At 65.4% G+C, this 21,304-nt stretch carries 19 protein-coding genes; 6 read left to right on the top strand and 13 right to left on the bottom strand.

Annotated elements, in window-relative coordinates; translation table 11 throughout:
- Both AC1DN0_RS14425 and AC1DN0_RS14420 read right to left on the bottom strand, forming a co-directional pair.
- Positions 1 to 1,082: tripartite tricarboxylate transporter permease (locus AC1DN0_RS14425; protein ID WP_477111781.1), on the bottom strand; the 1,082-nt coding region annotated here is incomplete at its 3' end.
- A 12-nt stretch (positions 1,083 to 1,094) separates the two neighbouring features.
- Positions 1,095 to 1,556, bottom strand: a complete 462-nt coding sequence (locus AC1DN0_RS14420; protein WP_045236286.1) for a tripartite tricarboxylate transporter TctB family protein — start codon at positions 1,554 to 1,556, stop codon at positions 1,095 to 1,097.
- Between the two features lie 611 nt (positions 1,557 to 2,167).
- On the opposite strand from AC1DN0_RS14420, the gene AC1DN0_RS14415 reads away from it, so the two are divergent.
- The gene (locus AC1DN0_RS14415) at positions 2,168 to 2,671 is read left to right on the top strand and encodes a MarR family winged helix-turn-helix transcriptional regulator (protein WP_441629463.1); all 504 of its coding nucleotides are present in this window, start codon (positions 2,168 to 2,170) and stop codon (positions 2,669 to 2,671) included.
- 37 nt (positions 2,672 to 2,708) lie between these two features.
- On the opposite strand, the gene AC1DN0_RS14410 is transcribed toward AC1DN0_RS14415, so the two are convergent.
- Entirely contained in the window at positions 2,709 to 4,241 is a 1,533-nt protein-coding gene (locus AC1DN0_RS14410) for an MATE family efflux transporter (protein ID WP_477145804.1), read from the bottom strand.
- A gap of 320 nt (positions 4,242 to 4,561) precedes the next feature.
- Here AC1DN0_RS14410 and AC1DN0_RS14405 point away from each other — a divergent pair, with 320 nt between their 5' ends.
- The 3 genes from AC1DN0_RS14405 to AC1DN0_RS14395 are packed head-to-tail and all read left to right on the top strand — an operon-like array spanning position 4,562 to position 8,803.
- A complete protein-coding gene (locus AC1DN0_RS14405) occupies positions 4,562 to 6,901 on the top strand; it encodes a hypothetical protein (protein WP_441629457.1) in 2,340 nt (779 codons plus the stop codon).
- Positions 6,898 to 8,133 (top strand): hypothetical protein, encoded by a 1,236-nt coding sequence (locus tag AC1DN0_RS14400; RefSeq protein WP_477144589.1) that lies wholly within the window; start codon positions 6,898 to 6,900, stop codon positions 8,131 to 8,133. The genes AC1DN0_RS14405 and AC1DN0_RS14400 overlap by 4 nt, the downstream gene beginning before the upstream one ends.
- A complete protein-coding gene (locus AC1DN0_RS14395) occupies positions 8,036 to 8,803 on the top strand; it encodes a DUF1266 domain-containing protein (protein WP_441629455.1) in 768 nt (255 codons plus the stop codon). The genes AC1DN0_RS14400 and AC1DN0_RS14395 overlap by 98 nt, the downstream gene beginning before the upstream one ends.
- A gap of 68 nt (positions 8,804 to 8,871) precedes the next feature.
- Here the strand turns inward: AC1DN0_RS14395 and AC1DN0_RS14390 are convergent, their stop codons facing one another.
- The 3 genes from AC1DN0_RS14390 to AC1DN0_RS14380 are packed head-to-tail and all read right to left on the bottom strand — an operon-like array spanning position 8,872 to position 11,424.
- On the bottom strand, positions 8,872 to 9,621 hold the full coding sequence (locus AC1DN0_RS14390) for an enoyl-CoA hydratase/isomerase family protein (RefSeq protein ID WP_441629454.1): 750 nt from the start codon (positions 9,619 to 9,621) through the stop codon (positions 8,872 to 8,874).
- Between the two features lie 10 nt (positions 9,622 to 9,631).
- A complete protein-coding gene (locus tag AC1DN0_RS14385; RefSeq protein ID WP_441629462.1) occupies positions 9,632 to 10,234 on the bottom strand; it encodes a cysteine dioxygenase family protein in 603 nt (200 codons plus the stop codon).
- Complete coding sequence (locus AC1DN0_RS14380; protein WP_477145803.1) at positions 10,234 to 11,424, bottom strand: CaiB/BaiF CoA transferase family protein; 1,191 nt, start codon at positions 11,422 to 11,424, stop codon at positions 10,234 to 10,236. The genes AC1DN0_RS14385 and AC1DN0_RS14380 overlap by 1 nt, the downstream gene beginning before the upstream one ends.
- A gap of 145 nt (positions 11,425 to 11,569) precedes the next feature.
- Between AC1DN0_RS14380 and AC1DN0_RS14375 the strand changes: the two genes are divergently transcribed.
- Complete coding sequence (locus AC1DN0_RS14375; protein WP_441629452.1) at positions 11,570 to 12,370, top strand: IclR family transcriptional regulator; 801 nt, start codon at positions 11,570 to 11,572, stop codon at positions 12,368 to 12,370.
- 266 nt (positions 12,371 to 12,636) lie between these two features.
- Positions 12,637 to 14,064, top strand: coding sequence for an NAD-dependent succinate-semialdehyde dehydrogenase (locus AC1DN0_RS14370; RefSeq protein WP_441629451.1), 1,428 nt, complete (start codon positions 12,637 to 12,639; stop codon positions 14,062 to 14,064).
- Positions 14,065 to 14,155: 91 nt separating this feature from the next.
- On the opposite strand, the gene AC1DN0_RS14365 is transcribed toward AC1DN0_RS14370, so the two are convergent.
- The 7 genes from AC1DN0_RS14365 to AC1DN0_RS14335 form a co-directional block, all read right to left on the bottom strand.
- Positions 14,156 to 15,373 carry a DUF2252 domain-containing protein gene (locus AC1DN0_RS14365; protein WP_441629450.1) on the bottom strand — a complete coding sequence of 406 codons (1,218 nt, stop codon included), beginning with the start codon at positions 15,371 to 15,373 and terminating at the stop codon, positions 14,156 to 14,158.
- 88 nt (positions 15,374 to 15,461) lie between these two features.
- A complete protein-coding gene (locus AC1DN0_RS14360; RefSeq protein ID WP_441629449.1) occupies positions 15,462 to 15,854 on the bottom strand; it encodes a cytochrome C oxidase subunit IV family protein in 393 nt (130 codons plus the stop codon).
- An 8-nt stretch (positions 15,855 to 15,862) separates the two neighbouring features.
- Positions 15,863 to 16,594, bottom strand: coding sequence for a heme-copper oxidase subunit III family protein (locus AC1DN0_RS14355; RefSeq protein WP_441629448.1), 732 nt, complete (start codon positions 16,592 to 16,594; stop codon positions 15,863 to 15,865).
- A gap of 33 nt (positions 16,595 to 16,627) precedes the next feature.
- On the bottom strand, positions 16,628 to 17,275 hold the full coding sequence (locus AC1DN0_RS14350) for a cytochrome c oxidase subunit 3 family protein (RefSeq protein WP_441629447.1): 648 nt from the start codon (positions 17,273 to 17,275) through the stop codon (positions 16,628 to 16,630).
- Positions 17,272 to 19,029 carry a cytochrome c oxidase subunit I gene (ctaD, locus tag AC1DN0_RS14345; protein WP_477145802.1) on the bottom strand — a complete coding sequence of 586 codons (1,758 nt, stop codon included), beginning with the start codon at positions 19,027 to 19,029 and terminating at the stop codon, positions 17,272 to 17,274. Before ctaD ends, AC1DN0_RS14350 begins: the two co-directional genes overlap by 4 nt.
- Before the next feature lie 18 nt (positions 19,030 to 19,047).
- On the bottom strand, positions 19,048 to 20,229 hold the full coding sequence (locus AC1DN0_RS14340) for a c-type cytochrome (protein WP_441629445.1): 1,182 nt from the start codon (positions 20,227 to 20,229) through the stop codon (positions 19,048 to 19,050).
- A 289-nt stretch (positions 20,230 to 20,518) separates the two neighbouring features.
- The gene (locus tag AC1DN0_RS14335; protein ID WP_477145801.1) at positions 20,519 to 21,022 is read right to left on the bottom strand and encodes a hypothetical protein; all 504 of its coding nucleotides are present in this window, start codon (positions 21,020 to 21,022) and stop codon (positions 20,519 to 20,521) included.
- Positions 21,023 to 21,304 lie beyond the last annotated feature (282 nt).

Below are 21,304 nucleotides of genomic sequence, written 5' to 3'. Positions count from 1 at the left end.
GAGGCGATCAGGCCCCAGAACAGCGCGGGGTTGCTGGTCATGACCTGCGGGCCCGGCTGGATGTTGTGGATGGTCATCGCACCCACCATCAGCGCCATCACCGCGTTGGGCGGAATGCCCAGCGTCAGCAGCGGGATGAAGGAGGTCTGCGCGGCGGCGTTATTGGCCGATTCCGGACCTGCCACGCCTTCGATGGCGCCCTTGCCGAATTCATGCGCGTACTTCGAGGTCTTCTTTTCCAGCGAGTAGGCCGCGAACGAAGCCAGTGCAGCACCGCCGCCCGGCAGGATGCCCAGCGCCGAACCCAGCATCGTGCCGCGCAGAACCGCGGGCGCCATGCGCTTGAAGTCTTCCTTGGTCGGCCACAGGTTGGTCACGCGGTCGGTGAAGGTCTCGCGGTCTTCCTTCTGCTCCAGGTTGGCGACGATTTCAGCGAAGCCGAACATACCCATGGCAAGCGCGACGAAGTCGATACCGTCAGTCAGTTCCGGAATGTCGAAGGAGAAACGCGCGGCACCCGAGTTCACGTCGGTACCGATCAGACCCAGCAGCAGGCCCAGCACGATCATCGCAACCGCCTTGGGCAGCGAACCCGAAGCCAGCACCACGGCACCGATCAGGCCCAGCACCATCAGCGAGAAGTACTCGGCGGGACCGAACTTGAACGCCAGTTCCGACAGCGGCGTAGCGAACGCAGCCAGGATCAGGGTTGCCACGCAGCCGGCAAAGAACGAGCCCAGGCCCGAGGTTGCCAGCGCTACCCCTGCCCGTCCCCGCCGTGCCATCTGGTAGCCATCGATGGTGGTCACCACCGACGACGATTCACCCGGCAGGTTGACCAGGATGGCGGTGGTGGAGCCACCGTACTGCGCGCCGTAGTAAATACCGGCCAGCATGATCAGCGCGGCCACCGGCGGCAGTGTGTAGGTCACCGGCAGCAGCATGGCGATGGTGGCCAGAGGCCCCAGGCCCGGCAGCACGCCGATCAGGGTACCCAGCACGCAGCCCAGGAAGGCGTATGCCAGGTTTTGCAGCGACAGCGCCGTGGAGAATCCCAAGGCAAGATGGTCAATCAATTCCATATGGCCGACTCCTTAACCAGTAATGAAAGCAGGCCACACCGGCATCTGCAGGTTGATGCCGTACACGAAGGCGCCCATGCTGATCAGCACCAGCACGATGGCGTTCAGGATCGCGCCCTTCCAGCTGAACTCATGGCTGGCCATCGACGACACCAGCACCAGCACGAACACCGACAGCACCATGCCGAGCGGCTTGAGCAGCAGGCCGAACAGCACCACCGAACCCAGGATCCACAACAGGGTCTTCAGGTCCCAGCGGGCGAGCTGATCCTTCTCCCCCTTGCTCGATAGCGAACCGATCAGAACAAAGGCACCGAGTATGGCGAGTACCAGACCGAGCAGAAACGGAAAATATCCGGGGCCCATCTTGGCGGCTGATCCCATGGAATAGCCGCGAGCGACGAAGGAAAAGCCCAGTCCGACCAGAATGAACATCAGGCCGGAGGCAAAGTCCTTTTGGCTGCGTATGCGCAAAACGATTCTCCTCAAAGTACATAGAAGCAGTGCCCTCCACACACAGGCTCTTGCATGCGAAGGCGGTTCGATCGGCAGGGAAGATGCTGTCCCTGCAGGTTGGCTCGAACATTAGAGAGGCGATCTTTCAGCTTGCTTTCATTTGTCTTGGTTTAGGGGTATTCACCGATACGCACTGAAATTCCCTGAAAAAATATGCATCACACCGTGATGTATTAACGAAAGACGCATGAAAGGGAACTGAAGGGAAAGCGAAGGGAAACTGAAGGCGAACTGAAAGGGAAGGAAGCCCGGAGGGCACCAGGAACCGCGAGATCGGATAGGCGCCTGGCACGAACACGCGAGCGCCGGCTGCCGGCAGAGGGCACCGAGCGCGAGGCATTCAACGTGGAACACGCGGCAAGAAAACACGGACGGCATGCATCCGCTTTGACCACGGCAAGCACGGTGCCATAAACAACTTTCGATTGCCTTTCATGCCGCCGCGCGTGGCAGCCGCAGCATCCGGGGCGGACTCTGCGATAATGTCAGAGCACGAACATGACAAAACGTATTGATCCATGAGCCATCCCCCCTCGCGCCGCCCGCCTAGCCCGCCCCCCCTCCCCGCCATGACTGCCGCGGCGCACGGCGTGCCCCGTCCCGGCGAGGGCAAACGCGGCGAAAGCGGCTACCTCGGCTATCTGCTGCGCCAGGCCGGCGCCGCCAACCGGCTGCGCATGGAGCGCGCACTGGGGGACCTCGGCGTCACCTCTCCGCAATTCGTGGTGCTGACCATGCTGGGCGCTTATCCCGGCTTGTCCAATGCCGATCTCGCCAGGCTCGCCTTGCTGACACCGCAGACCGTCAGCGTGATCGTGGCCAACCTGGAAAAGGCCGGATCGATCCGGCGCCAGCCCCATCCGGTGCACGGCCGGATCCAGAACATTGTGCTGACGCCGGCCGGCGCCGCGCTGCTGGCCACGTGCCGCGAGCGCGCCCTGCAGAATGAAGCGCAGTTGCGCGCCGGCCTCACGGAGCAGGAGGAGCAGGTGGTGCGGCGCTGGCTGGCCGGGCTGGCAAGGGGAAATGAAAGTGAAAGCGGCCCCGCTGAACACGGGGCCGTCCTGGAGTGATGCAATGCGGCGTGCCGGACGCCGCCAACCGGTGCGTTCAGTCAGCGCCCTGCTTCGACACCTCGCGCGGTTCGCCTGCCATCGCCGCCTCGCCGGTGCTGCCGGCGCCAGCGGTGGACAGGGCCTCCTCGCACGGCGTGCCCATGCTGGTGTCGGGTGCCTGGGGCGCGAACTCCGGCTCCGGCGCCGGGCTGGGTGCCGCCGGCAGGATATGGCTCGCGCGCCAGTTGCCGAAACGGTAGTACGCGACCGCCAGCGTCACCGAGACGATCGAGCCCAGCGGAAAGCTCCACCAGATCGCATCGGCGCCGATGGTGCGCTCGAGTACCCAGGCAAACGGCAAGCGCACCACCCACATCGACAGGAAGAGAATCACCAGCGGTGCCATCACCGCGCCAGTGGCGCGCACGGTGCCGAACAGCACGATGGTGAAGCCGAACAGGATGAAGGACCAAAGCACGATGGCGTTGATATGTTGCGCAATGCCGATTGCGGTGCCGTCATCGGGCAGGAAGAGGCCGAGCGAATGGCGGTTGAACAGGTAGATCAGGCCAACCAGCGCGCCCGTCATCAACAGGTTGAACAACAGCCCTACCCGCGTGATGCGGGTCACGCGATCCCACAAGCCGGCGCCTACGTTCTGCGCCACCATCGACGACACGCTCGCGCCCACGGCCAGCGCCGGCATCTGCACATAGGTCCATAGCTGCGAGGCCACGCCATACGCTGCAGTGGTCTGCGAGCCGTAGCGATTGACCAGCGACATCATCACGATCGCGGACGACGAGATCACCACCATCTGCARRCCCATCGGCASGCCCTTGGCCACCAGCGCGCGCAAGATGCCGGTATCGGGCCGCAGGTAGGCCAGCTGATGCCGGCGCAGCGCGAGGAAGTGGCGGCGGCGGTAGAGCACCGCCAGCATTGCGGCCAGGCTCACCAGTTGCGCGATCAGCGTGGACAGCGCCGATCCCGCGATGCCGAGTTCGGGAAACGGGCCGATGCCGAAGATCAGCAGCGGATTGAGCAGCACGTCCAGCCCTACCGACAACACCATGAAATAGAACGGCGTGCGCGAATCTCCCGCGCCGCGCAGCGTCATCATCACGAAGTTGTAGAAGTACATGAAGGGCAGCGCCAGGAAGATGATGCGCAGGTAGCTGATGGCCAGCGCCCTGGCATCGGCCGGCGTATCCATGGCGGCAAGGATGTCTGGCGTGAAGGCATAGCCGAGCACCGCGGCAATTACCGACAGCAGGACAAAGAAGGTGGTGCTGGTGCCCACCACGCGGCGCGCTTCGCCCAGGTCGCGCGCGCCCACGGCTTGCCCGATCATGATGGTGTTGGCCATGCTGATGCCAAACACCACGCCCAGCAGGAAGAACAGGATGATGTTGGCATTGGAGGTGGCGGTCAGCGCCGCCTCGCCGAGAAAATGCCCGACCCACACCGAATTGATCGAGGCATTGAGCGACTGCAGGATATTGCTGCCCAGCACCGGTAGCGAGAACAGCAGCAAAGTGCGACCGATCGGGCCCGTGGTCAGCTGGGCTTTGGATTTTGTTGGCATGTTCGAGTTTGTCTCGTGTTCTTATTGCGCCCGACACGCATTCGTGTCATCAGGTGACAGGAGCAATATCAATCGGAATGCCCCGTGCGCGCCACTATCTCATACCTTCCTGACAGCCTTTGTCGGCAGGTGTCGTCAGACAGAAAGCCAATTGTAAACAGTCGCCGTCACAGCCGTCACGCAATGCGTGACGTGGCCCAGGCGCCTCGTTCATTCGAGAGGAGCAGGCGCCTCCAGCCCCATTGGATCTCCGGGTAGAATCCGGCATTGGCCGCACATTAGGCATTTTTGTTGTTTCTCCCAGAAAATCAAAAAAATTCATGGATATCAATGGCAATGCACTGACAGGTGCTCAGCTGGAACAATTCCTGGACCGTCTCGAAGCTGATCTCGAAGAAGGAAATTCAACGGAAGCGGCTGATTTGCTGGCGAGATTGCGCGCCAGGCCTTTGCGGGCGGATTCACTGGAATCCATTGACCGGCTGCACACGCTGTGGATGCGGGCGGGCGATTCCGCGGCTGCACAGGCCGTGGTCAACGACGACGGCGCCGCCGTACTGGCACTCGCGCAGCGCGAGGCCCGGGCCGGGCTGCGCATGCACCTGGCGCTCTATCGCCTCCAGATTGCCAACTACCTCGACGAGGAAGAGCCCACCCGGCAAGCCCTCGGAGAGATGCGTGCCATCGTTGCCGAGATGCCGGACCTTGATGCGAACCGGTACCGGCAGCTTCGGGTATTCGATAGCCTGGAGCGGCGCAGCCTGGACATCGCGCTGGAAACGGTTGAACTACGCAATGCACTGGACGGCGCCATCGCGCAGCGGGCTGCTTTCCGCGCGTGGGACCATGCCGACTACCAGCGGCGGCGTGCGTGGGCGCTGTCGCGTCATGGCAGCGACGACGAGGCGCGCGCAGCGGCCGGTGCGGCAATCCTGGCGCTGCAGACGGCGGCTGCGGATCAGGACGTCGACGAAGACGACTGGCTGCGCCTGGGCGGCGCCCTGATCGCGATCGCGCCCGAACGCCTGGCTGCCTTCCAGCAGGCGGTAACGGCGCTGACGGCGGACCGCGCCTTGCCGCAGCGCCGTGAGCTGGAAGTCCGGCTGGCCCGGCTCGCCGCGCGCGCCTTGCACGCGCAAGGCGATTTGCCGGGCGCGCTGGACGCTTGCTCCGCCGCGCGCCATGGCCTGTCCTCGGACGGCAGCGATGACTTCATCGAATACGAACTGCCGTGGCTGATCGAAGCCCGGCGCGTTGAAGAGGCCGGCCGCCGGGCCTTCTTTCACATTTACCAGCTGGAAGCCGAGATGTGGGACGGCGCCGCGCGGCTGGTTCACGCGCGTCTGGCCGACGCGGACGACGACTCCGTCTGGTGGCCATTGTGCGCCATGCGGGCCTGCAATACCGCCGAGACGCTGGAGCGTTTCATCTCTGTGGCGCAAGAGGACGGACAGGATCTGCCGACGCTCTCCCCGGTTCATGAGGCGCTCTTTGGCGCCGTTGGGGAAGTAAATGGTGCGCAGGCCATGCAGGTAGTGTTCGCAGCCGCGCGCGCGCTGGCCGAGCAGCGTTCGCCTCGCCATCCGTGGATCACGCGACTGGCGGCCGTGCACGATGCCGGCGCAGGCCGCATCGATGCCACCACGCAAGCGGCGCTGTTGTATGCGGCGGCGCAGGAAGGCGGCATGGACGACAACCGTACCGCATACGCCCTGTTCCATGCGCGAGTGCAATCGCTCGGGCTGCCCCAGACGCTGAAGTTGCCGCATCCTTCCCTGCCGAGCGGGCTGTGGGGCTACAACTTCGGGGTCACGATCGGGAGCTACCTGGAGGAACACCTGGACAGCGTTCCCGCGGAACTGCGCAACGAGACGTACCGCGATTTCATCAAGTTGCAGACTGCCGCCTACGAGCAAGGGCAGGCGTGCATGGAGCGCTATTTCGCGAGCGGCGGCGGGCATCCGTACGACGCCTGCGCGCACCTCTACTCCATGATGTGCAATAACCTGGCCATCATCTATCGCTACGACGAGCGGCGCTATGAGGATGCCGTCGACCTGCATATGCGGGGCATCGCGGCCAGCCCGTTTGCCGAACACTATGCCGGCCTGCTGAGTGTGCGGATCGCGATGAAGGATGCCGAAGGGATCGTGAGCGCGGCCGAGCAGCTCTGGCACTACGCCGCCGAGCATGGCTACAGCCGGCATGACCCCAACGACTATCTGGGCGAGGTGTCCCAGGCTCTGTACAAACTCGATCGCGACCGCGAGATTCCGATCTGGCTGGAGCGCCTGGTGAAATGGCAGCGGGAAGAAGGCCTGGACGATGACAACTTGTCCACCGATGCGTTGGGCGTGCACCTGCAGATGGCATTCAACCTGGCGCATAGCTGCCCGGAAGAAGCGTCGGTATTGTGGAGCCGCATCGCGCGCCAGGTGGAAGCCTGTCCGGTGTCCTGGATGGTATGCCTGGGGGCCGACACGCTCCACGGGCTGCATCGCCGGGCCGAGGCCGCCGCGCTCTACGAGCGCGCCCTCGCACTCAATCCGCGCAGCAACGAATACGAATGCGATGATGCCAGCGCGATTGAGGAAAAGCTGGCGCTCTATCGGACCGAAGCCAAAGCCCCTGCCAAAAGCTGGTGGCAAGTCTGGAAATGAGTGCGGCAAGGCGGACCTCCGGCTACGCGCCGCGCAACGCGCTCAATGCCGGCGCGCTGAAGTCGGGGATCGCCGCGCGCAGCCAGGCGCGAGGCGACGAAGCGACCGTGCGCGCCTGGCTGCTTAACCACTTCTATCGCCATCTCGTCGCCAACTTCGAGCCGGCGACAAACATCGGTTCGCTTGCCGATGCGCGGCAGATACTGAAATCCGAGGCCGTACCGGAATGGATTGTTGCCCGCTTTGCCGCCTCCGCCAAGGCGGGCAGCAGCGAAGCGGCAACGCCGCTAGCACCCGTGGTCTGGGTCGATCCTGCCGATACGCGCCTGCTGGCACTGGAAGCGCGGCTAGTCGAATTCCTGACGTCGCGCCAAGGCACCGCCCTGGAAGGCAAGCTGGACCGCATCAACTGCCCGCAAGCGCTGGCGCTGTGGGACAAGGAACATGCCGAGATGGCAACGCGCATCGAGCGTGGCTGGCGCCAGAGCCAGCCCGAGGCGCTGCGCACCCTGCTGGCGACGCCGAATGGCGTGTTCGTGGAGTTCCTGCCGGACAGTGCGCTGCTGCGCTCGGAAATGGCGTTTGAAAGCTATGTCATGCGGCACTGCCTCGGGCAGTTTGCCGACCGGCGCGCGCTGGCCGGGGGCTACGGCGAGCGGTATGCCGGCGCGGTGGCGCAAAAGCAGCTGCGCCTGGTGAGCTTCCGTGATGCCGGCGGACATCCGCATATCACGATCGGCGTGAGTATCCAGGCCAATGGCGCGCTCCGCGTGGACCAGGTCAAGGGAAAGCAGAACCGGCCGCCGATCGAACGCTACATCGAAGACGTGCTGGCCTGCCTGAACGCGCTGGGCACCGACGAGGAAACACCGGCCGATTGCATCGCAATCGGCGTGGTACGCACGCCAGCCGGCTGGGAGCGCATCGAAGACGTGACCGACGCCGCAACGCAGACCCGACTGGTCGGCAGGTATCCGCAACTCTTCGTCAGGCTCAGCTCGCCAACGCCGATGGTGGAATGGCTGGTCGCCGCGCGCGAGCCGGGCCTGCTGTCGGCGCGTTCGCCGCGTGCGCCATCGGTCGGTTATGCCACCAGGCCTATGCCGGCACGAAACGCAGAAACGGGAAATCCGCATGGCGGCGGGGAAGCTGTCGCCACCGAAGGGGTGCCGTGGCCGGAACTATCGCTATCGCGGGCAGCGGAAATACTGGCCTTGCAATCCAGATCGTAACGGAGCGCCGAACCTGATGATCTTCTACATCCTTCTCGGGGGACTCGTACTTTGGTGGGCTTACCGCCGTCTGCGCCCCGCGCGCTCCGCTGTGTTCACGCAGCGCAAGCAATGGGCCCTGACACTGGCGCAGCCGATGGTCGACGCCACGGGCATGACCGGTTTTTTCGACCCCGCCACGGACCGCCTGACGGAGAATGCGCGCGCATTCTTTCGTGCGCAATTGCTGCACCAGATGGAGTTCCGGGCCAATGCGACCGACGACGAAGCGCGCCAGCACCTCGCCCAGGTACTCGAATCGCGTTGGTTTCGCACCGATCTGCATGCGCTCCTGCCGACAGACGATCCTCGTGCCGCGCTGGCGTTTGCCTGTGTCCGGATGGCGTTTTTTGCGCGCATTGTCATGTTGATGGGCTGGGCGGAGCCCATGGCCGCCTGGCGCGTGCTGTTGCTTAATGCGCAGCGTGCGCAGGACTGCTTTGCAAGCTGGGAGGAATTCGGCATTGCCTTTATCGCCGGCCGCCGGCAATGGGTTGCGGCGTTCCGGGCCGACCCGATGGGCAAAGCCTTCGATGAAGCAAGCTTGCGCCAGCTCCTCGCCCCGCCCAAGGGAGTCTGGGCAACGCTGGCATGGCCGGACCTGCCGGCATTCAGCCCACAGCCGCTCTGAGCCGCGCGAGCGCCGATCACCGCCACCAAATGCGGATTGCGCAGTGCCGCCAGGTTGGCGGCACTGCGTCAGCGCCTGGATGCCTCCCGATAAGCCGCGATGCGCGCCTTTAGCCCCGGACGGGCGGCGGAACGCACAAGTTCGGCTAGCTGCGCGGCGCGCGCCGCATCGGCAGCGCCGGGCCCGCCCAGCGTGGCGGCGTGGATGGCCGCCTGCGTCGGTGCATCGAGCCGGCGCGCACGCGCGGCCAGTGCCGTAAGCGCGGCCGCGCGTGCCTCCGGTTCCACCACGGTGCCGGCCAGGCCGGCGGCCAGCGCTTCTTCTGTCCGGACGGCTCGCCCGCTGCCGATCCATTCCCGCGCCGTGGCCACGCCAACCAGCTCCGCCAGCCGCGCGCTGCCCAGCACCAGGCCAAAGGCCGCCCCCGGGAAGGCGAAGCTGCTGCCCTGCGCGACCCAGCGCTGCTCGCAGGCTGCAAGCAGGTCGGCACCCGCGCCCATGACCCGCCCCTGCACCAGCGCTACGGTGGTGAAGGGCGCGCCATGCAGGCTTTGCAGCAGCAGTTCGACGCGCACGAAACGCGCCAGCAGCGAATCGTCGCTCTCGCTATCCAGGTCGCCCAGGTCGAAACCGGTGCAGAAATGCGTGCCCGCGCCCTCAATGGACAGCAGGCGTGTGCCGTCGTGGTGGCACACCTGCACCGCCGCCGCGAGCTCCTCCACCAGCGCGGCCGACAGTGCATTGCCGCGCCCGGGCCGGTTCAGCGTCAGCCGGGTGACGTCGCCCTGTTTGTCGGCCAGCAGGATGCCTTGTGTCACCGCGGCCCCCTCACGTCGCCGCCTGGGCCCACAAGTTGGGCACCAGCGCGTTGGAGTAGCCGGAGATGAACAGCTTGGTCTCGCCGCTCGCCGCGTCGTAGACATGGCGCCGGATGCGGCCGATATTGCCGCCATACAGATGGATGCTGACCGAGACCTGGTCGTCGTGCGCATTGCGCACGCGGTGCACGTCGCCCAGCGTGGGCGATACGGCGGCCACCTGGCCGGCGGACAACAGGACCTCGCCGCCATCGGCCACCAGTTTGCCCGCCTCGGCACGGTAGTGCTGGTCGAGCTCGGCGCCGCGCAGCACGCCGATCAGGCCCCACACGGTGTGATCGTGCACCGGCGTCTGCTGGCCCGGCCCCCAAACGAAGCTCACCAGCGAGAAGCGGTCAAGCGGATCGCCGTAGAGCAGGTGCTGCTGGTAATAGACGGGATGCGGCCGCGCCATCGCGTCGGGCAGCCAGTCGTCGTGCGCCACCAGTTCGCGCAGCGGACCGGTGGCGCCGGCCAGCAGCGCGGCCTCGTTACCGGTACCGGGTCCGGTTTGTTCCACCAGCCGGCTGATGGTGGCGACGAACTCACGCAGCCGTTCGATCTTGTCATTCATCATGCTTCCCTGGAAGTGTCATGGTCCGCGCCGCCCACCGGGTAGCGCGCGCGAATGGCGTCGTTGTGCTCTCCCAGCGCCGGCGGATCGCGGCGGATCGGCAGCCCCTGTCCATCGAAGCGCAGCGGCGAGGCGAAGGTACGCGTCTGGTGGCCGCCCGGCAACGTCAGCGGCTGCACCCACTCCATATGCGCGACCTGGGGATCGTCCAGCGCGGCGGCGTAGTCGTTGATGCGCGCATGCGGCACGCCGGCGGCATTGAACACCGCGATCCAGTGCGCCACGCCGGCTCCCGCGAAACACTCTTCCAGCAGCGCCTTGAGCGCAACCTGGTTGACGGCACGGTCGCGCGTGGTGGCAAAGCGGGCATCGGCCGCCAGCGCCGGCAACTCCACGACCTTCACCACCGCCAGCCAGAGCTTCTGGTTGCCCGCGGCAATGGCGAAGTAGCCATCGGCGGCGCGGAAGGCCTGGTACGGTGCATTGCGCGGATGGGCCGAGCCGAGCTTGACCGGGCTCTTGCCCGTGCCGAAGTATTCGCTGGTCTGCAGCGCGGYGATGCCAAGCGTGCAGCCGTACATCGGCACGTCGATATGCGAACCCGCACCGCCGGCGCGCACCCGCGCCAGCGCGCTGGCGATGGCGAAGGCGGCGTAGAGCCCCGAAGCGAAATCGGCCAGCGGTACGCCGCACTTGACCGGCGCGCCATCGGGCTCGCCGGTCACGCTCATTACCCCGGCCGCCGCCTGGATGGTCAGGTCGAAACCGCCCTCGCCGGCGCGCGGGCCGCTCTGGCCATAGGCCGACACCGAGCAGTACAGCAACTGCGGCTTGTGCTCGCAAAAGCTCGCATAGCCCAGGCCAAGCCGGTCCATCACGCCGGGACGGTTGTTCTCGATCACCACATCGGCGTCCAGGATCAGTTGCCGCGCCAGGGCGACGTCGGCCGGATCCTTCAGGTTGAGCGCCACCGACTGCTTGTTGCGGTTGAGCGAGGCAAAGTTCTCGGAAAACCCGTTCGACAGCGGCGGCCACTGGCGCAAGGTGTCGCCGTCCGGCGGCTCCACCTTGACCACCTCGGCGCCCATGTCGGCCAGCAGCATGCCGCAGAACGGCCCGGCCGCCACGGTACAGAACTCCACCACCCTGACCCCGTGCAGGGGCAGGTCCTTCTCGCTGACATCGTGCATCTGGATACCCGGAAAACGTTGACGGCCCGGCTGACTCCCGCCTTTGGACCGCGATGCGGATCATTATATTCACGTTCCAAAATAGGCTACAATCGTTCCACATTTGAGAACCAATGCCGGGTGCGCCACACACGGCAAGTCCGACATGAACAACACCTTGATCAAAGGCCTGGGTGTCATCGAGCTGCTGGCCCACAGCGAGCGCCCTCTCGGCCTGACGGAGATCGCCGCCCACCTGGGCCTGGCCAAGAGCAATGTGCACCGCTTGCTGCAAGCGCTCACCGATCTCAACTATGTGATCCGGGACACCTCCGGCACCGGCTACAGCGCCTCCATCAAGCTCTGGGAACTGGGCTCGGCGGTGCTCTCGCGGCTGGACCTGCGCCGCCATGCCGAAGCCTGGATGGACAAGCTGATGCACACCAGCGGCGAAAGCGTCCACCTGTCCGTGCTGGATCGCGGCGAAGTGGTCTATGTGCACAAGATCGACAGCCCCAACCCGGTGCGCGCCTATACCCAGATCGGCGGCCGCGCGCTGGCGCATTGCGTGGCCACCGGCAAGGCCATGCTGGCATTCCAGCCGGACGCCGCGCTGCAGCGCATGTCGGCCGCGCTGGCGCCGTCCACGCCCAACAGCATCGTGGAGCCGGAGCGCTTCCTGCAGGAAATGGAAAAAGTCCGCAAGCAGGGCTATGCGGTCAATCGCGGCGAGTGGCGCGAGACGGTGTATGGCATCGCCGCTCCGATCAGCGACCGCAACGGGCATGTGATTGCCGCGGTCGGGCTGTCCGGACCCGCCGAGCGCTTCAAGCCGCAGAAAATCAAGGGCTTCGCCGACCTGGTGCTGAATGCCGCCACGGAGATCTCCGACAGCCTCGGCGGCGGTGCCCGGCACAATGCGCTGGCCCTCGCCACGCGCAGCATGGTGGCGGTGCGGCACACCTGAGCGGAAGGGAGCGCAAATGGCGATTCCAGCGAATCGGGAACAACTGCTGGAGGCGATTCAGAACTCGTATGCCAGCCACTTGATGGAACTTTGCAATCGGTAAAGAGAAACCTGCAAGGCACAGGACAGCCGGCGCCCGCCGGTGCACAAAATGAGCCGTCAGGTTAAGCTTGTGGTTTCGCCGCTGTGCCCGGCCCGGGCACGGCACCCTCACAGCGGCAGCACCGGCTGCACTTGTCGCACGCAACCTTCATCAGGAGAAAGGCATGTACCAGGATCTCGCCCTCTACATCGACGGGGAATTCGTCAAGGGAGGGGACCGACGCGAGCAAGACGTCATCAACCCTTCCACCCAGGAACTGCTGGGCAAGCTGCCGCACGCCAGCCGCGCGGACCTCGACCGCGCCCTGGCCGCGGCGCAGCGCGCCTTCGAAAGCTGGAAGAAGACCTCGCCACTGGAGCGCTCCAGGATCCTGCGCCGCGTTGCGGAACTGACCCGCGAGCGCGCCAAGGAGATCGGCCGCAACATCACGCTGGACCAGGGCAAGCCGCTGGCTGAAGCCATCGGCGAAGTCATGATCTGCGCCGAGCACGCCGAATGGCACGCCGAGGAATGCCGCCGCATCTACGGCCGCGTGATCCCGCCGCGCCAGCCCAATGTGCGCCAGATCGTGGTGCGCGAGCCGATCGGCGTCTGCGCGGCCTTCACCCCGTGGAACTTCCCCTTCAACCAGGCGATCCGCAAGATGGTTTCGGCCATCGGCGCCGGCTGTACGCTGATCCTCAAGGGCCCGGAAGATTCGCCCAGCGCGGTGGTCGCGCTGGCCCAGTTGTTCCACGATGCAGGCCTGCCCCCGGGCGTGCTGAACATCGTCTGGGGTGTGCCGGGCGAAATATCCACCTACCTGATCGAATCGCCGATCGTGCGCAAGATCTCGTTCACCGGTTCCGTGCCGGTGGGTAAGCAACTTGCCGCACTGGCCGGCGCTCACATGAAGCGCGTGACCATGGAGTTGGGCGGCCACTCGCCAGTGCTGGTGTTCGACGACGCCGACATCGAGCCGGCAGCGGAAATGCTGGCGCGCTTCAAGCTGCGCAACGCCGGCCAGGTGTGCGTGTCGCCCACGCGCTTCTACGTGCAGGAAAAAGCCTACGACAAGTTCCTGGCGCGCTTTACCGAGGTGATCGGTTCGATCAAGGTCGGCGACGGCCTGGAAGACGGTACCCAGATGGGCCCGCTGGCACACGAGCGCCGCATCGCCTCGATGGAACAGTTCCTGGATGACGCCAGCCATCGCGGCGGCAAGGTCGTGGCCGGCGGCAAGCGCATCGGCGACAAGGGCTTCTTCTTCGCCCCCACCGTGGTCACCGACCTGCCCGACGACGCCAAGCTGATGGTCGACGAGCCCTTCGGCCCGGTGGCGCCGGTGACGCGCTTCAAGGATGCGGAGGAAGTGCTGCGCCGCGCCAACAGCCTGCCCTTCGGCCTGGCCTCCTACGTGTTCACCAACTCGCTGAAGACCGCGACGCTGGTGTCCAACGGCCTGGAAGCCGGCATGGTCAATATCAACCACTTCGGCATGGCGCTGGCCGAGACGCCGTTCGGCGGCATCAAGGATTCCGGCATCGGCAGCGAAGGCGGCCAGGAAACCTTCGATGGCTACCTGGTGACCAAGTTCATCACGCAGGTCTGATGCGCAATGCCGCGGCCTCACCGCCGCGGCGGAAGCGCCGGACGAGGGCACGCATGCATCGTCCGGCGCCCTCCCCCGTCACACGGTGCCTTCAACGCGGCGCGGCTGGCTTCGCCCCCAGGCCACGGGCGAGTTCGTAATCCTCGACAAAATCCTTCCACTGCGCCTGCGCCAGCTCGCAACCGTGCCGCGCCAGCCGCAGCACCGGCGCGCGCCAGCGCGTACCGCCGGCAAACTCCTGCAACTGCTCGATGCGATCGGCGGCATTGTGCCCGCATCCGCGCAGGTGCGCCCAGGCCGCGGCGCGCGCCATGGTGAACAGCACTTCGCGCAGGTCCTCGCGATTGGTGTGGGAGCCAAGGTTGACCCGGTCGGCGGTGGGCTGCAGGCTCTTGACGATATAGGAAGCCTTGCCCATCTTCACCGCCGAGAGCAGCGCCGGGGAGGCCGCCTGCATCGCATGCTGGATGTGCACGACGCGTGACGCTTCGCTGTTCCAGGCGGGCTGCGTGCGATACGGCAGCCCCTGCCAGGCGCTGGGCGCGGCGCGCTTGATGTCGACCAGCCGCTGAGCCAGCGGATCGCTCTCCGCGTGAGCCAGCACAACGTAACGTTCAAGTCCAAGGCTGCCAACGCCGGCGATCCTGCGGGCGGCATCGTCGGCCACCAGCCTCCCATGTTGCGACTGCCGCCCGAACTCGCTCAGGATCGCTGCGGTACGCTTGCGCGCGCCCTTGAGGGGTTCCAGCGCATGCTTGCCGTCGACCAGCAGGCGCCGCTTGCCGGCGCGCCGCACCGTGCGCGCGGCCAGGACCTCGCCGCGGCGGCGGCGTTTGACCCGGCGCAGCAGCGTCGCCACCATGCCGGTGGCCGTGGCGCGCTCCACCCAGCGCGGCTTGCCGCTGGCCAGCACCGCCGCGTAGGTATCGAGCATGCTCTGCGCGCCGGCACGCGCGTCGGCAGCGGACAGCCCCAGTTGCGGTGCGGCAACCATCAGGCTCGACAGCAGGCGCACCAGGTCCACCGTGAGCGGCGCGACCAGCGCATCGTCGAAGTCGTTGAGATCGAAATAAACCAGGCCGTTGTCGCCCTTGAAACTGCCGAGATTCTCCAGGTGGAGATCGCCGCAGACATAGGTGGTCGGCGCCTCGATCAGCGCGGCCTCGTTGCCCACCGCGGCCGCATAGAGATGGTTGGTGCCACGCAGGAAAGCAAACGGATCCGCCGCGATGGCGGCGAGCTTGCGGGTCAGCCGCTCGGGATCGCGGCCATGGTTATAGGTCAGGATGGCTTCCGTGGCTGGGTGCATGGCTTCCTCGTGGTGGCGGGCAACCGCTCAAGTGTACCCGGCACGCCGCCTCGGGCAAAACCGGCCCGTGCCCCCGGCGAGCATGCGTTCAGCGGAAAAAGGCACCGCGCAAGAGGAATGTGTAATCGGCTTCCATCGCCATCAGGCCCACCAGCACCAGCAGGCAGAGCGGCGGCAGCAGGATGGCGCAGATCAGCGCCAGCCGCTCCCACGCCATATGCATGAAGACGCCGACGATCAGGCCGGCCTTCATCACCATGAACAGCAGGATCAGGGTCCAGCGCAGATAACCCTCGAAGTGGAAGTAGTCCACCATGTAGGACAGCGTGGACAGCACGAACAACAGCGCCCATATCTTCAGGTACAGGCCAATCGGGTGCTGCTGCCCGTGATGCGATTCACCGTGCGCGCCGGTGGACGCATGCGCTGGCGCCGCCGGTGCCAGGCCGGGCACATCGGGAGACGGAGTCGACGATGCCATGGCGTGCCTCACCAGAGATAGAACAGCGCAAAGATAAAGACCCAGACCAGGTCCACGAAGTGCCAGTAGAGCCCGGCGATCTCCACGATCTGGTAGTTGCCCGTGCGCTCGTAGCGCCCGCGCAGCACCTTGGTCGCCACGATCAGCAGGTAGATCACGCCGCAGCTCACGTGCAGCCCGTGGAAACCGGTGATCATGAAAAACGTGGAGCCGAACTGCGGCGCGCCCATCGGGTTGCTCCAGGGACGCACCCCTTCGGTAAGGATCAGCTTGCTCCACTCGAAGGCTTGCATGCTGACAAAGGCCACGCCGAACAGCGCCGTGGCAAACATCAGGCTGGCGCATTTCACGCGGTCGCGGCGGTAGGCGAAATTCACGGCCATCGCCATCGTGCCGCTGCTGCTGATCAGCACGAAGGTCATGATGGCGATCAGCAGCAAGGGCACCTCGGCGCCGCCGACCTTCAGCCCGAACACGATGCTCGGATTCGGCCACGTATCCGTGCTGGCGATCCGCACCGTCATGTACCCGGTCAGGAAACAACTGAAGATGAAGGTGTCGGACAGCAGGAAGATCCACATCATCGCCTTGCCCCACGACACCTTGAAGGCCTGCTGGTCGGACGACCAGTCGGCCACCAGCCCGCGCAGGCCGGCCACCACGGGCGCAGGCGCGGGCACGCCGGGCAGCGCGGCGCCGCCGGACTCGGCCGGCGCCGATGGAGTGGGTTGCGAAGACATTGGTGCGTCTCCTTCGATGCTTGACGTGGCCGCCTAGCCGCGCCCGCAGATAAAGCGAACCAGTTCAGGCGTGAGCCAGTTCAGCGCGGCCAGYAGCACCAGCCACACGGCAAGCAGGAAATGCCAGTAGCGCGCGCACAGCACGATGCGCAGCGTGGCCCGCGCGCTGCCCCGCGCGGCATGCATGGCGACCACCCAGCCAACAAGGCCTCCCAGCACATGCAGGCCATGCATCGCGGTGAGCAGGTAGAAGAAACTGCCGGCGGGATTGTTGGCCGGCACCACATGGATGGCGAGCAGGGCCTGCCACGCCCATAACTGCGAGGCGACAAATGCAGCTGCGGCCAGCCCGCCAAAGCGTAGCGCGCGATGTGCCATCGTGAAGCGTCCGTCGCGCGCCGCCCGCGCTGCCACCAGCATCACCGCGCTGCCGGCGGCCAGCAAGGCAGTGGACATCCAGACCTGCCATGGCAACGAAACGGCATGCCAGTCCGGCGAGTCCATGCGCATGGCATAGGCGGCGATAAACAGCCCAAACAGCGAGGACACCACGCCCATGAACACCCACAGCCCGATGCTGGCCGGCGCGCGGCGGGCGTGCTGCCGGCCCACGTCGCCGGGACCGGGACCGGAGCGGCGCTCGCTGTCGCCGCTGGCGCGGTAGACCAGGTTTGCGTTCATGCTACGGCTCCACGGCTGGCATGCGGCTCGGGTTCGGCGCCGCCGGCATCGGGCGGCGCGTTCTGCGCGATGAAATCCTCGCTGGCGCCCGGCACGCTATAGGCATAGGCCCAACGATGCACTACCGGTTGCTCCGGGCCCCAGTTGCCATGCACCGGCGGCGTCTGCGGCGTCTGCCACTCCAGCGAAGCCGCGCGCCACGGATTGGAACCCGCCAGCCTGCCGTGCCTGACGCTCCAGGCCAGGTTGAAGATGAACAACAACTGCGCCGCCGCCACGATAAACGCCGCCACCGAGATATAGGCGTTCATCAGGTGCGCCGATTCAGGGATGAAGGCGTAGTTGTCGTAAGCGTAATAGCGCCGCGGCATGCCAAGGATGCCCAGGTAATGCATGGGAAAGAAGATGGCATAGGTGCCGACGAAGGTCACCCAGAAATGGATATGCCCCAGCGTGTCGTTGAGYATGCGGCCGGTGACCTTCGGGTACCAGTGATAGATGCCGCCGAACACCACCAGGATCGGCGACACGCCCATCACCATATGGAAGTGCGCAACCACGAAATACGTATTGGACAGCGGGATGTCCACGCTCACGTTGCCCAGGAAAAGCCCGGTCAGCCCGCCGATCACGAACGTACTGACGAAGGCGATGGCGAACAGCATCGGCACCGAAAAATGGATGTCTCCCCGCCACAGCGTGATCACCCAGTTATAAACCTTGATGGCGGTGGGAATCGCGATGATCAGCGTGGTGGTGGCGAAGAAGAAGCCAAAGTAAGGATTCATCCCGCTCACGAACATATGGTGCGCCCACACCACCACCGACAGCACGCCGATGGCAAGGATCGCCCATACCATGGTGCGGTAGCCAAAGATGCTCTTGCGCGAATGCACGCTGATCAGGTCCGAGACGATGCCGAACGCGGGCAGCGCCACGATATACACCTCCGGGTGGCCGAAGAACCAGAACAGGTGCTGGAACAGCAGCGGGCTGCCGCCCTTGTAGTTGAGCTGCTGGCCCAGCGACACGATCGCCGGCATGAAGAAGCTCGTGCCCAGCGTGCGGTCCAGCAGCATCATCAGGCCCGACACGAACAGCGCGGGAAAAGCCAGCAGCGCCAGGATGGTGGCCATGAAGATGCCCCACACGGCCAGCGGCATGCGCATCAGCGTCATCCCCTCGGTACGCGCCTGCAGCACCGTGGTGACGTAGTTGAGGCCGCCCATGGTGGCCGCCACGATAAAGATCAGCAGCGACACCAGCATCAGGATGATGCCCCACTCGTAGCCGGGCGTGCCCCGCAGGATCGCCTGCGGCGGATAGAGCGTCCAGCCGGCGCCGGTGGGCCCGCCCGGCACGAAGAAGCTCGACAGCAGCACCAGTACCGAGAGGAAGTACACCCAGAAGCTCAGCATGTTGAGGTAGGGGAACACCATGTCGCGCGCGCCCACCATCAACGGGATCAGGTAGTTGCCAAAGCCGCCGAGAAAAAGTGCCGTGAGCAGGTAGATCACCATGATCATGCCGTGCATGGTGACGAACTGGTAGTAGCGGTTGGCGTCGATAAAGGTGAAATGCCCCGGGAAACCCAGTTGCAGGCGCATCAGGTTTGACAGCACCACGCCAATCAGCCCCACGAAGATGGCGACCAGGGTGTACTGCACCGCGATCACCTTGTGATCCTGGCTCCAGATATAGCGGGTAAAGAAACTGGTCGGGCCATGATGGGCGGCGTCGTCGGTGTATGCCATTGCACTCCCTCCTGCAGCCTATTTTGCGGCGGCGCCGGACGCGGCGCCTGCCTGCGTTGCGGCCCCGCCCGCGCCATTGGCGCGGATGTAGGCGACCAGCGCGCCGACTTCCTCTTCGCTCAGGGGCATCTTCGGCATGAGCGGACCGAAGCCCTTGACCAGGCGCGCTTGCGGATCGGTGATCTCGGTCTTCAGGTAAGCGTCGTCGACCTTTGCGCTGCTGCCGTCGGCAAACGTTCCCGTGCTGCCATACAGGCCCTTCCAGCTCGGCCCCACGCCAACGGTGCCATCGATACTGTGGCAGCCAACGCAGCCCTTGCTCTGGGCCAGCGCGCGGCCCTGTTCCGCAAGCGTATCGGCGCCGGCGGGCGCTCCGGGTGCCCCGGCCGTGGCCGGCGGCGCAGGCGTCTTCAGCATGGTCAGCGCGAACGTGGGCTGCCGGCGCAGCCACGCATCGAACGCCGCCGCATCCTCCACTACCACCTTGCCCCGCATGTTGTAGTGGCCGACCCCGCACAACTGCGCGCACAGGATCTCATAGGTACCCGCCTTGGTCGGCGTGAACCAGAACGACGTCACCATCCCCGGCACCATGTTCATGCGGGCGCGAAACGGCGGCACGTAGAAATCGTGCAGCACATCCTTGGAGCGCAGCAGCACCTTGACCGGACGATTCAGCGGCAAGTGCACTTCATTGCCGGCAATGATGATGTCGTCCTGTCCGCGCGGGTCGTCCGGGTTCACGCCGAGCGGGTTGGCCGCCGTCACGAAGCGCGCGTCCGAGGTGCCAAGCTGGCCGCCCTGGCCCGGAAAGCGAAAGCCCCACTGCCACTGCTGGCCCACTACCTCCAGCACCATCGCATCGCCGGGTGGCCGCACATATTCGGCATAGACGAACAGGCCCGGCGCGAGCAGGGCAATCACGCCGAGCGTGGTGCCGCCGATCAGCCAGAGTTCCAGCTTGCTGTTTTCCGGCTGATAGTGCGCGCGAGCGCCGTCGCGATGGCGGTAGCGCCAGACGATATAAGCGACGAACAGGTTGATGATGACGAAGAAGACGCCGGTGATGACCAGGGTAATGGTCAGCGTGTCGTCCATCTGCTTCCAGTTGGAAGCAAGCGGGGTCGCCCACCACGGGCTCACGAAATGGAAGAGCACCGAAGCAACGACGATGATCACGAGTGCAATGGCTATCGCCATACCGACCCTCCCCCCTTGCGTACGGCAGGCCGCGAACTACGCGCAAGGCTGAGATAAGACTAGTGCATGTGGTCCGCCCCGTGCAAGGCGGCCTTGAGAGCGCTTTGCGCGCGATGCCACACAGGGCCGGCGGTTGGCGCAAAGGCGGCGGCAAATAAAGAGCGGCGGATGAAAGCCAGGGCTTTCATCCGCCGCCGTCGGCCCGCGCGGCCCGTGTAGTGGTAAAGCGCGGATCTAAACCAGATGCGCGTAGCGCTATCGCATCATTGATGCACTGCAGTGTGCGTGCTCAGTGAGATACATCCTTGCTTTCGAGCTTCCAATAGGCAATGGCCGCGGCCATGCCGAAGATCATGTGGCCAACCAGCGTATGCCAGCCACGCGCGTCGGCGAACCAGGTAAAGAAGCGCGTCATGCCGTAGAAATTAAGCAGATAGACCGCCAGGCCGAACWCAGCGCCGGTCAGCAACACCATGCCCGTACTCGAGTCCAGTTGGAACGGCGCGATGATAGCGGCCAGGATCATCCCCAGCACCGCGCCGAGCACGAAATGGATTGCCAGCGCCGCGGCCACGGTACTCACGCTGAACAGCGAAGTTTGCAACACGTCCTGCCCCATCAGGATCGCCGCGATCAGCCGCGTCGTGCCCCATGGATTGACGCCCGCCACCATCGTCGACCAGAACAGTTCGATCACCATCAACAGCGCCCCGGCCGCCAGACCGGACACCGCTGCTGCGGTCCAGTCTGGCGTGCGGCGCACATAGTGGTGCGATTGCATGTGAAGTTCCATAGCCACCTCCGGATATGCTGTTTCGCCGCGATCCCCGCTGCGATTGCTCTATTACGCGTGCTTGCCACCTGAACGATGATCGGGCCCGCGTATCTGCACAGCATAGGACACGCCGGCCTGATCGTTTGACCGCACACTCGCAAAAAAGTGCATGGGGCAGGCCTGGCGCAACGGTGCCGGCGCGAGGTGTGCGAACAGTGTGGCCAGGCCGGTACATGGAAGGAGAAAGCCCCAGCCCGCCGCCAGGCGGGCCAACCCCAGCGCGATGCGAAGCGAGCCGTC

This window comes from Cupriavidus sp. 05N39 (assembly GCF_056397325.1).
Note: the sequence above shows the minus strand (reverse complement) of the source record. Positions and strands in the feature narration are given on the sequence as shown.

What these genes read in the sequence shown, in the direction of transcription:
- AC1DN0_RS14415 (WP_441629463.1), top strand. Translation starts at nt 2,168, where the DNA reads ATGACTGCCGCGGCGCACGGCGTGCCCCGTCCCGGCGAGGGCAAACGC.
- AC1DN0_RS14405 (WP_441629457.1), top strand. Translation starts at nt 4,562, where the DNA reads ATGGATATCAATGGCAATGCACTGACAGGTGCTCAGCTGGAACAATTC.
- AC1DN0_RS14400 (WP_477144589.1), top strand. Translation starts at nt 6,898, where the DNA reads ATGAGTGCGGCAAGGCGGACCTCCGGCTACGCGCCGCGCAACGCGCTC.
- AC1DN0_RS14395 (WP_441629455.1), top strand. Translation starts at nt 8,036, where the DNA reads ATGGCGGCGGGGAAGCTGTCGCCACCGAAGGGGTGCCGTGGCCGGAAC.
- AC1DN0_RS14385 (WP_441629462.1), bottom strand. Translation starts at nt 10,234, where the DNA reads ATGAATGACAAGATCGAACGGCTGCGTGAGTTCGTCGCCACCATCAGC.
- AC1DN0_RS14375 (WP_441629452.1), top strand. Translation starts at nt 11,570, where the DNA reads ATGAACAACACCTTGATCAAAGGCCTGGGTGTCATCGAGCTGCTGGCC.
- AC1DN0_RS14370 (WP_441629451.1), top strand. Translation starts at nt 12,637, where the DNA reads ATGTACCAGGATCTCGCCCTCTACATCGACGGGGAATTCGTCAAGGGA.
- AC1DN0_RS14365 (WP_441629450.1), bottom strand. Translation starts at nt 15,373, where the DNA reads ATGCACCCAGCCACGGAAGCCATCCTGACCTATAACCATGGCCGCGAT.
- AC1DN0_RS14360 (WP_441629449.1), bottom strand. Translation starts at nt 15,854, where the DNA reads ATGGCATCGTCGACTCCGTCTCCCGATGTGCCCGGCCTGGCACCGGCG.
- AC1DN0_RS14355 (WP_441629448.1), bottom strand. Translation starts at nt 16,594, where the DNA reads ATGTCTTCGCAACCCACTCCATCGGCGCCGGCCGAGTCCGGCGGCGCC.
- AC1DN0_RS14340 (WP_441629445.1), bottom strand. Translation starts at nt 20,229, where the DNA reads ATGGCGATAGCCATTGCACTCGTGATCATCGTCGTTGCTTCGGTGCTC.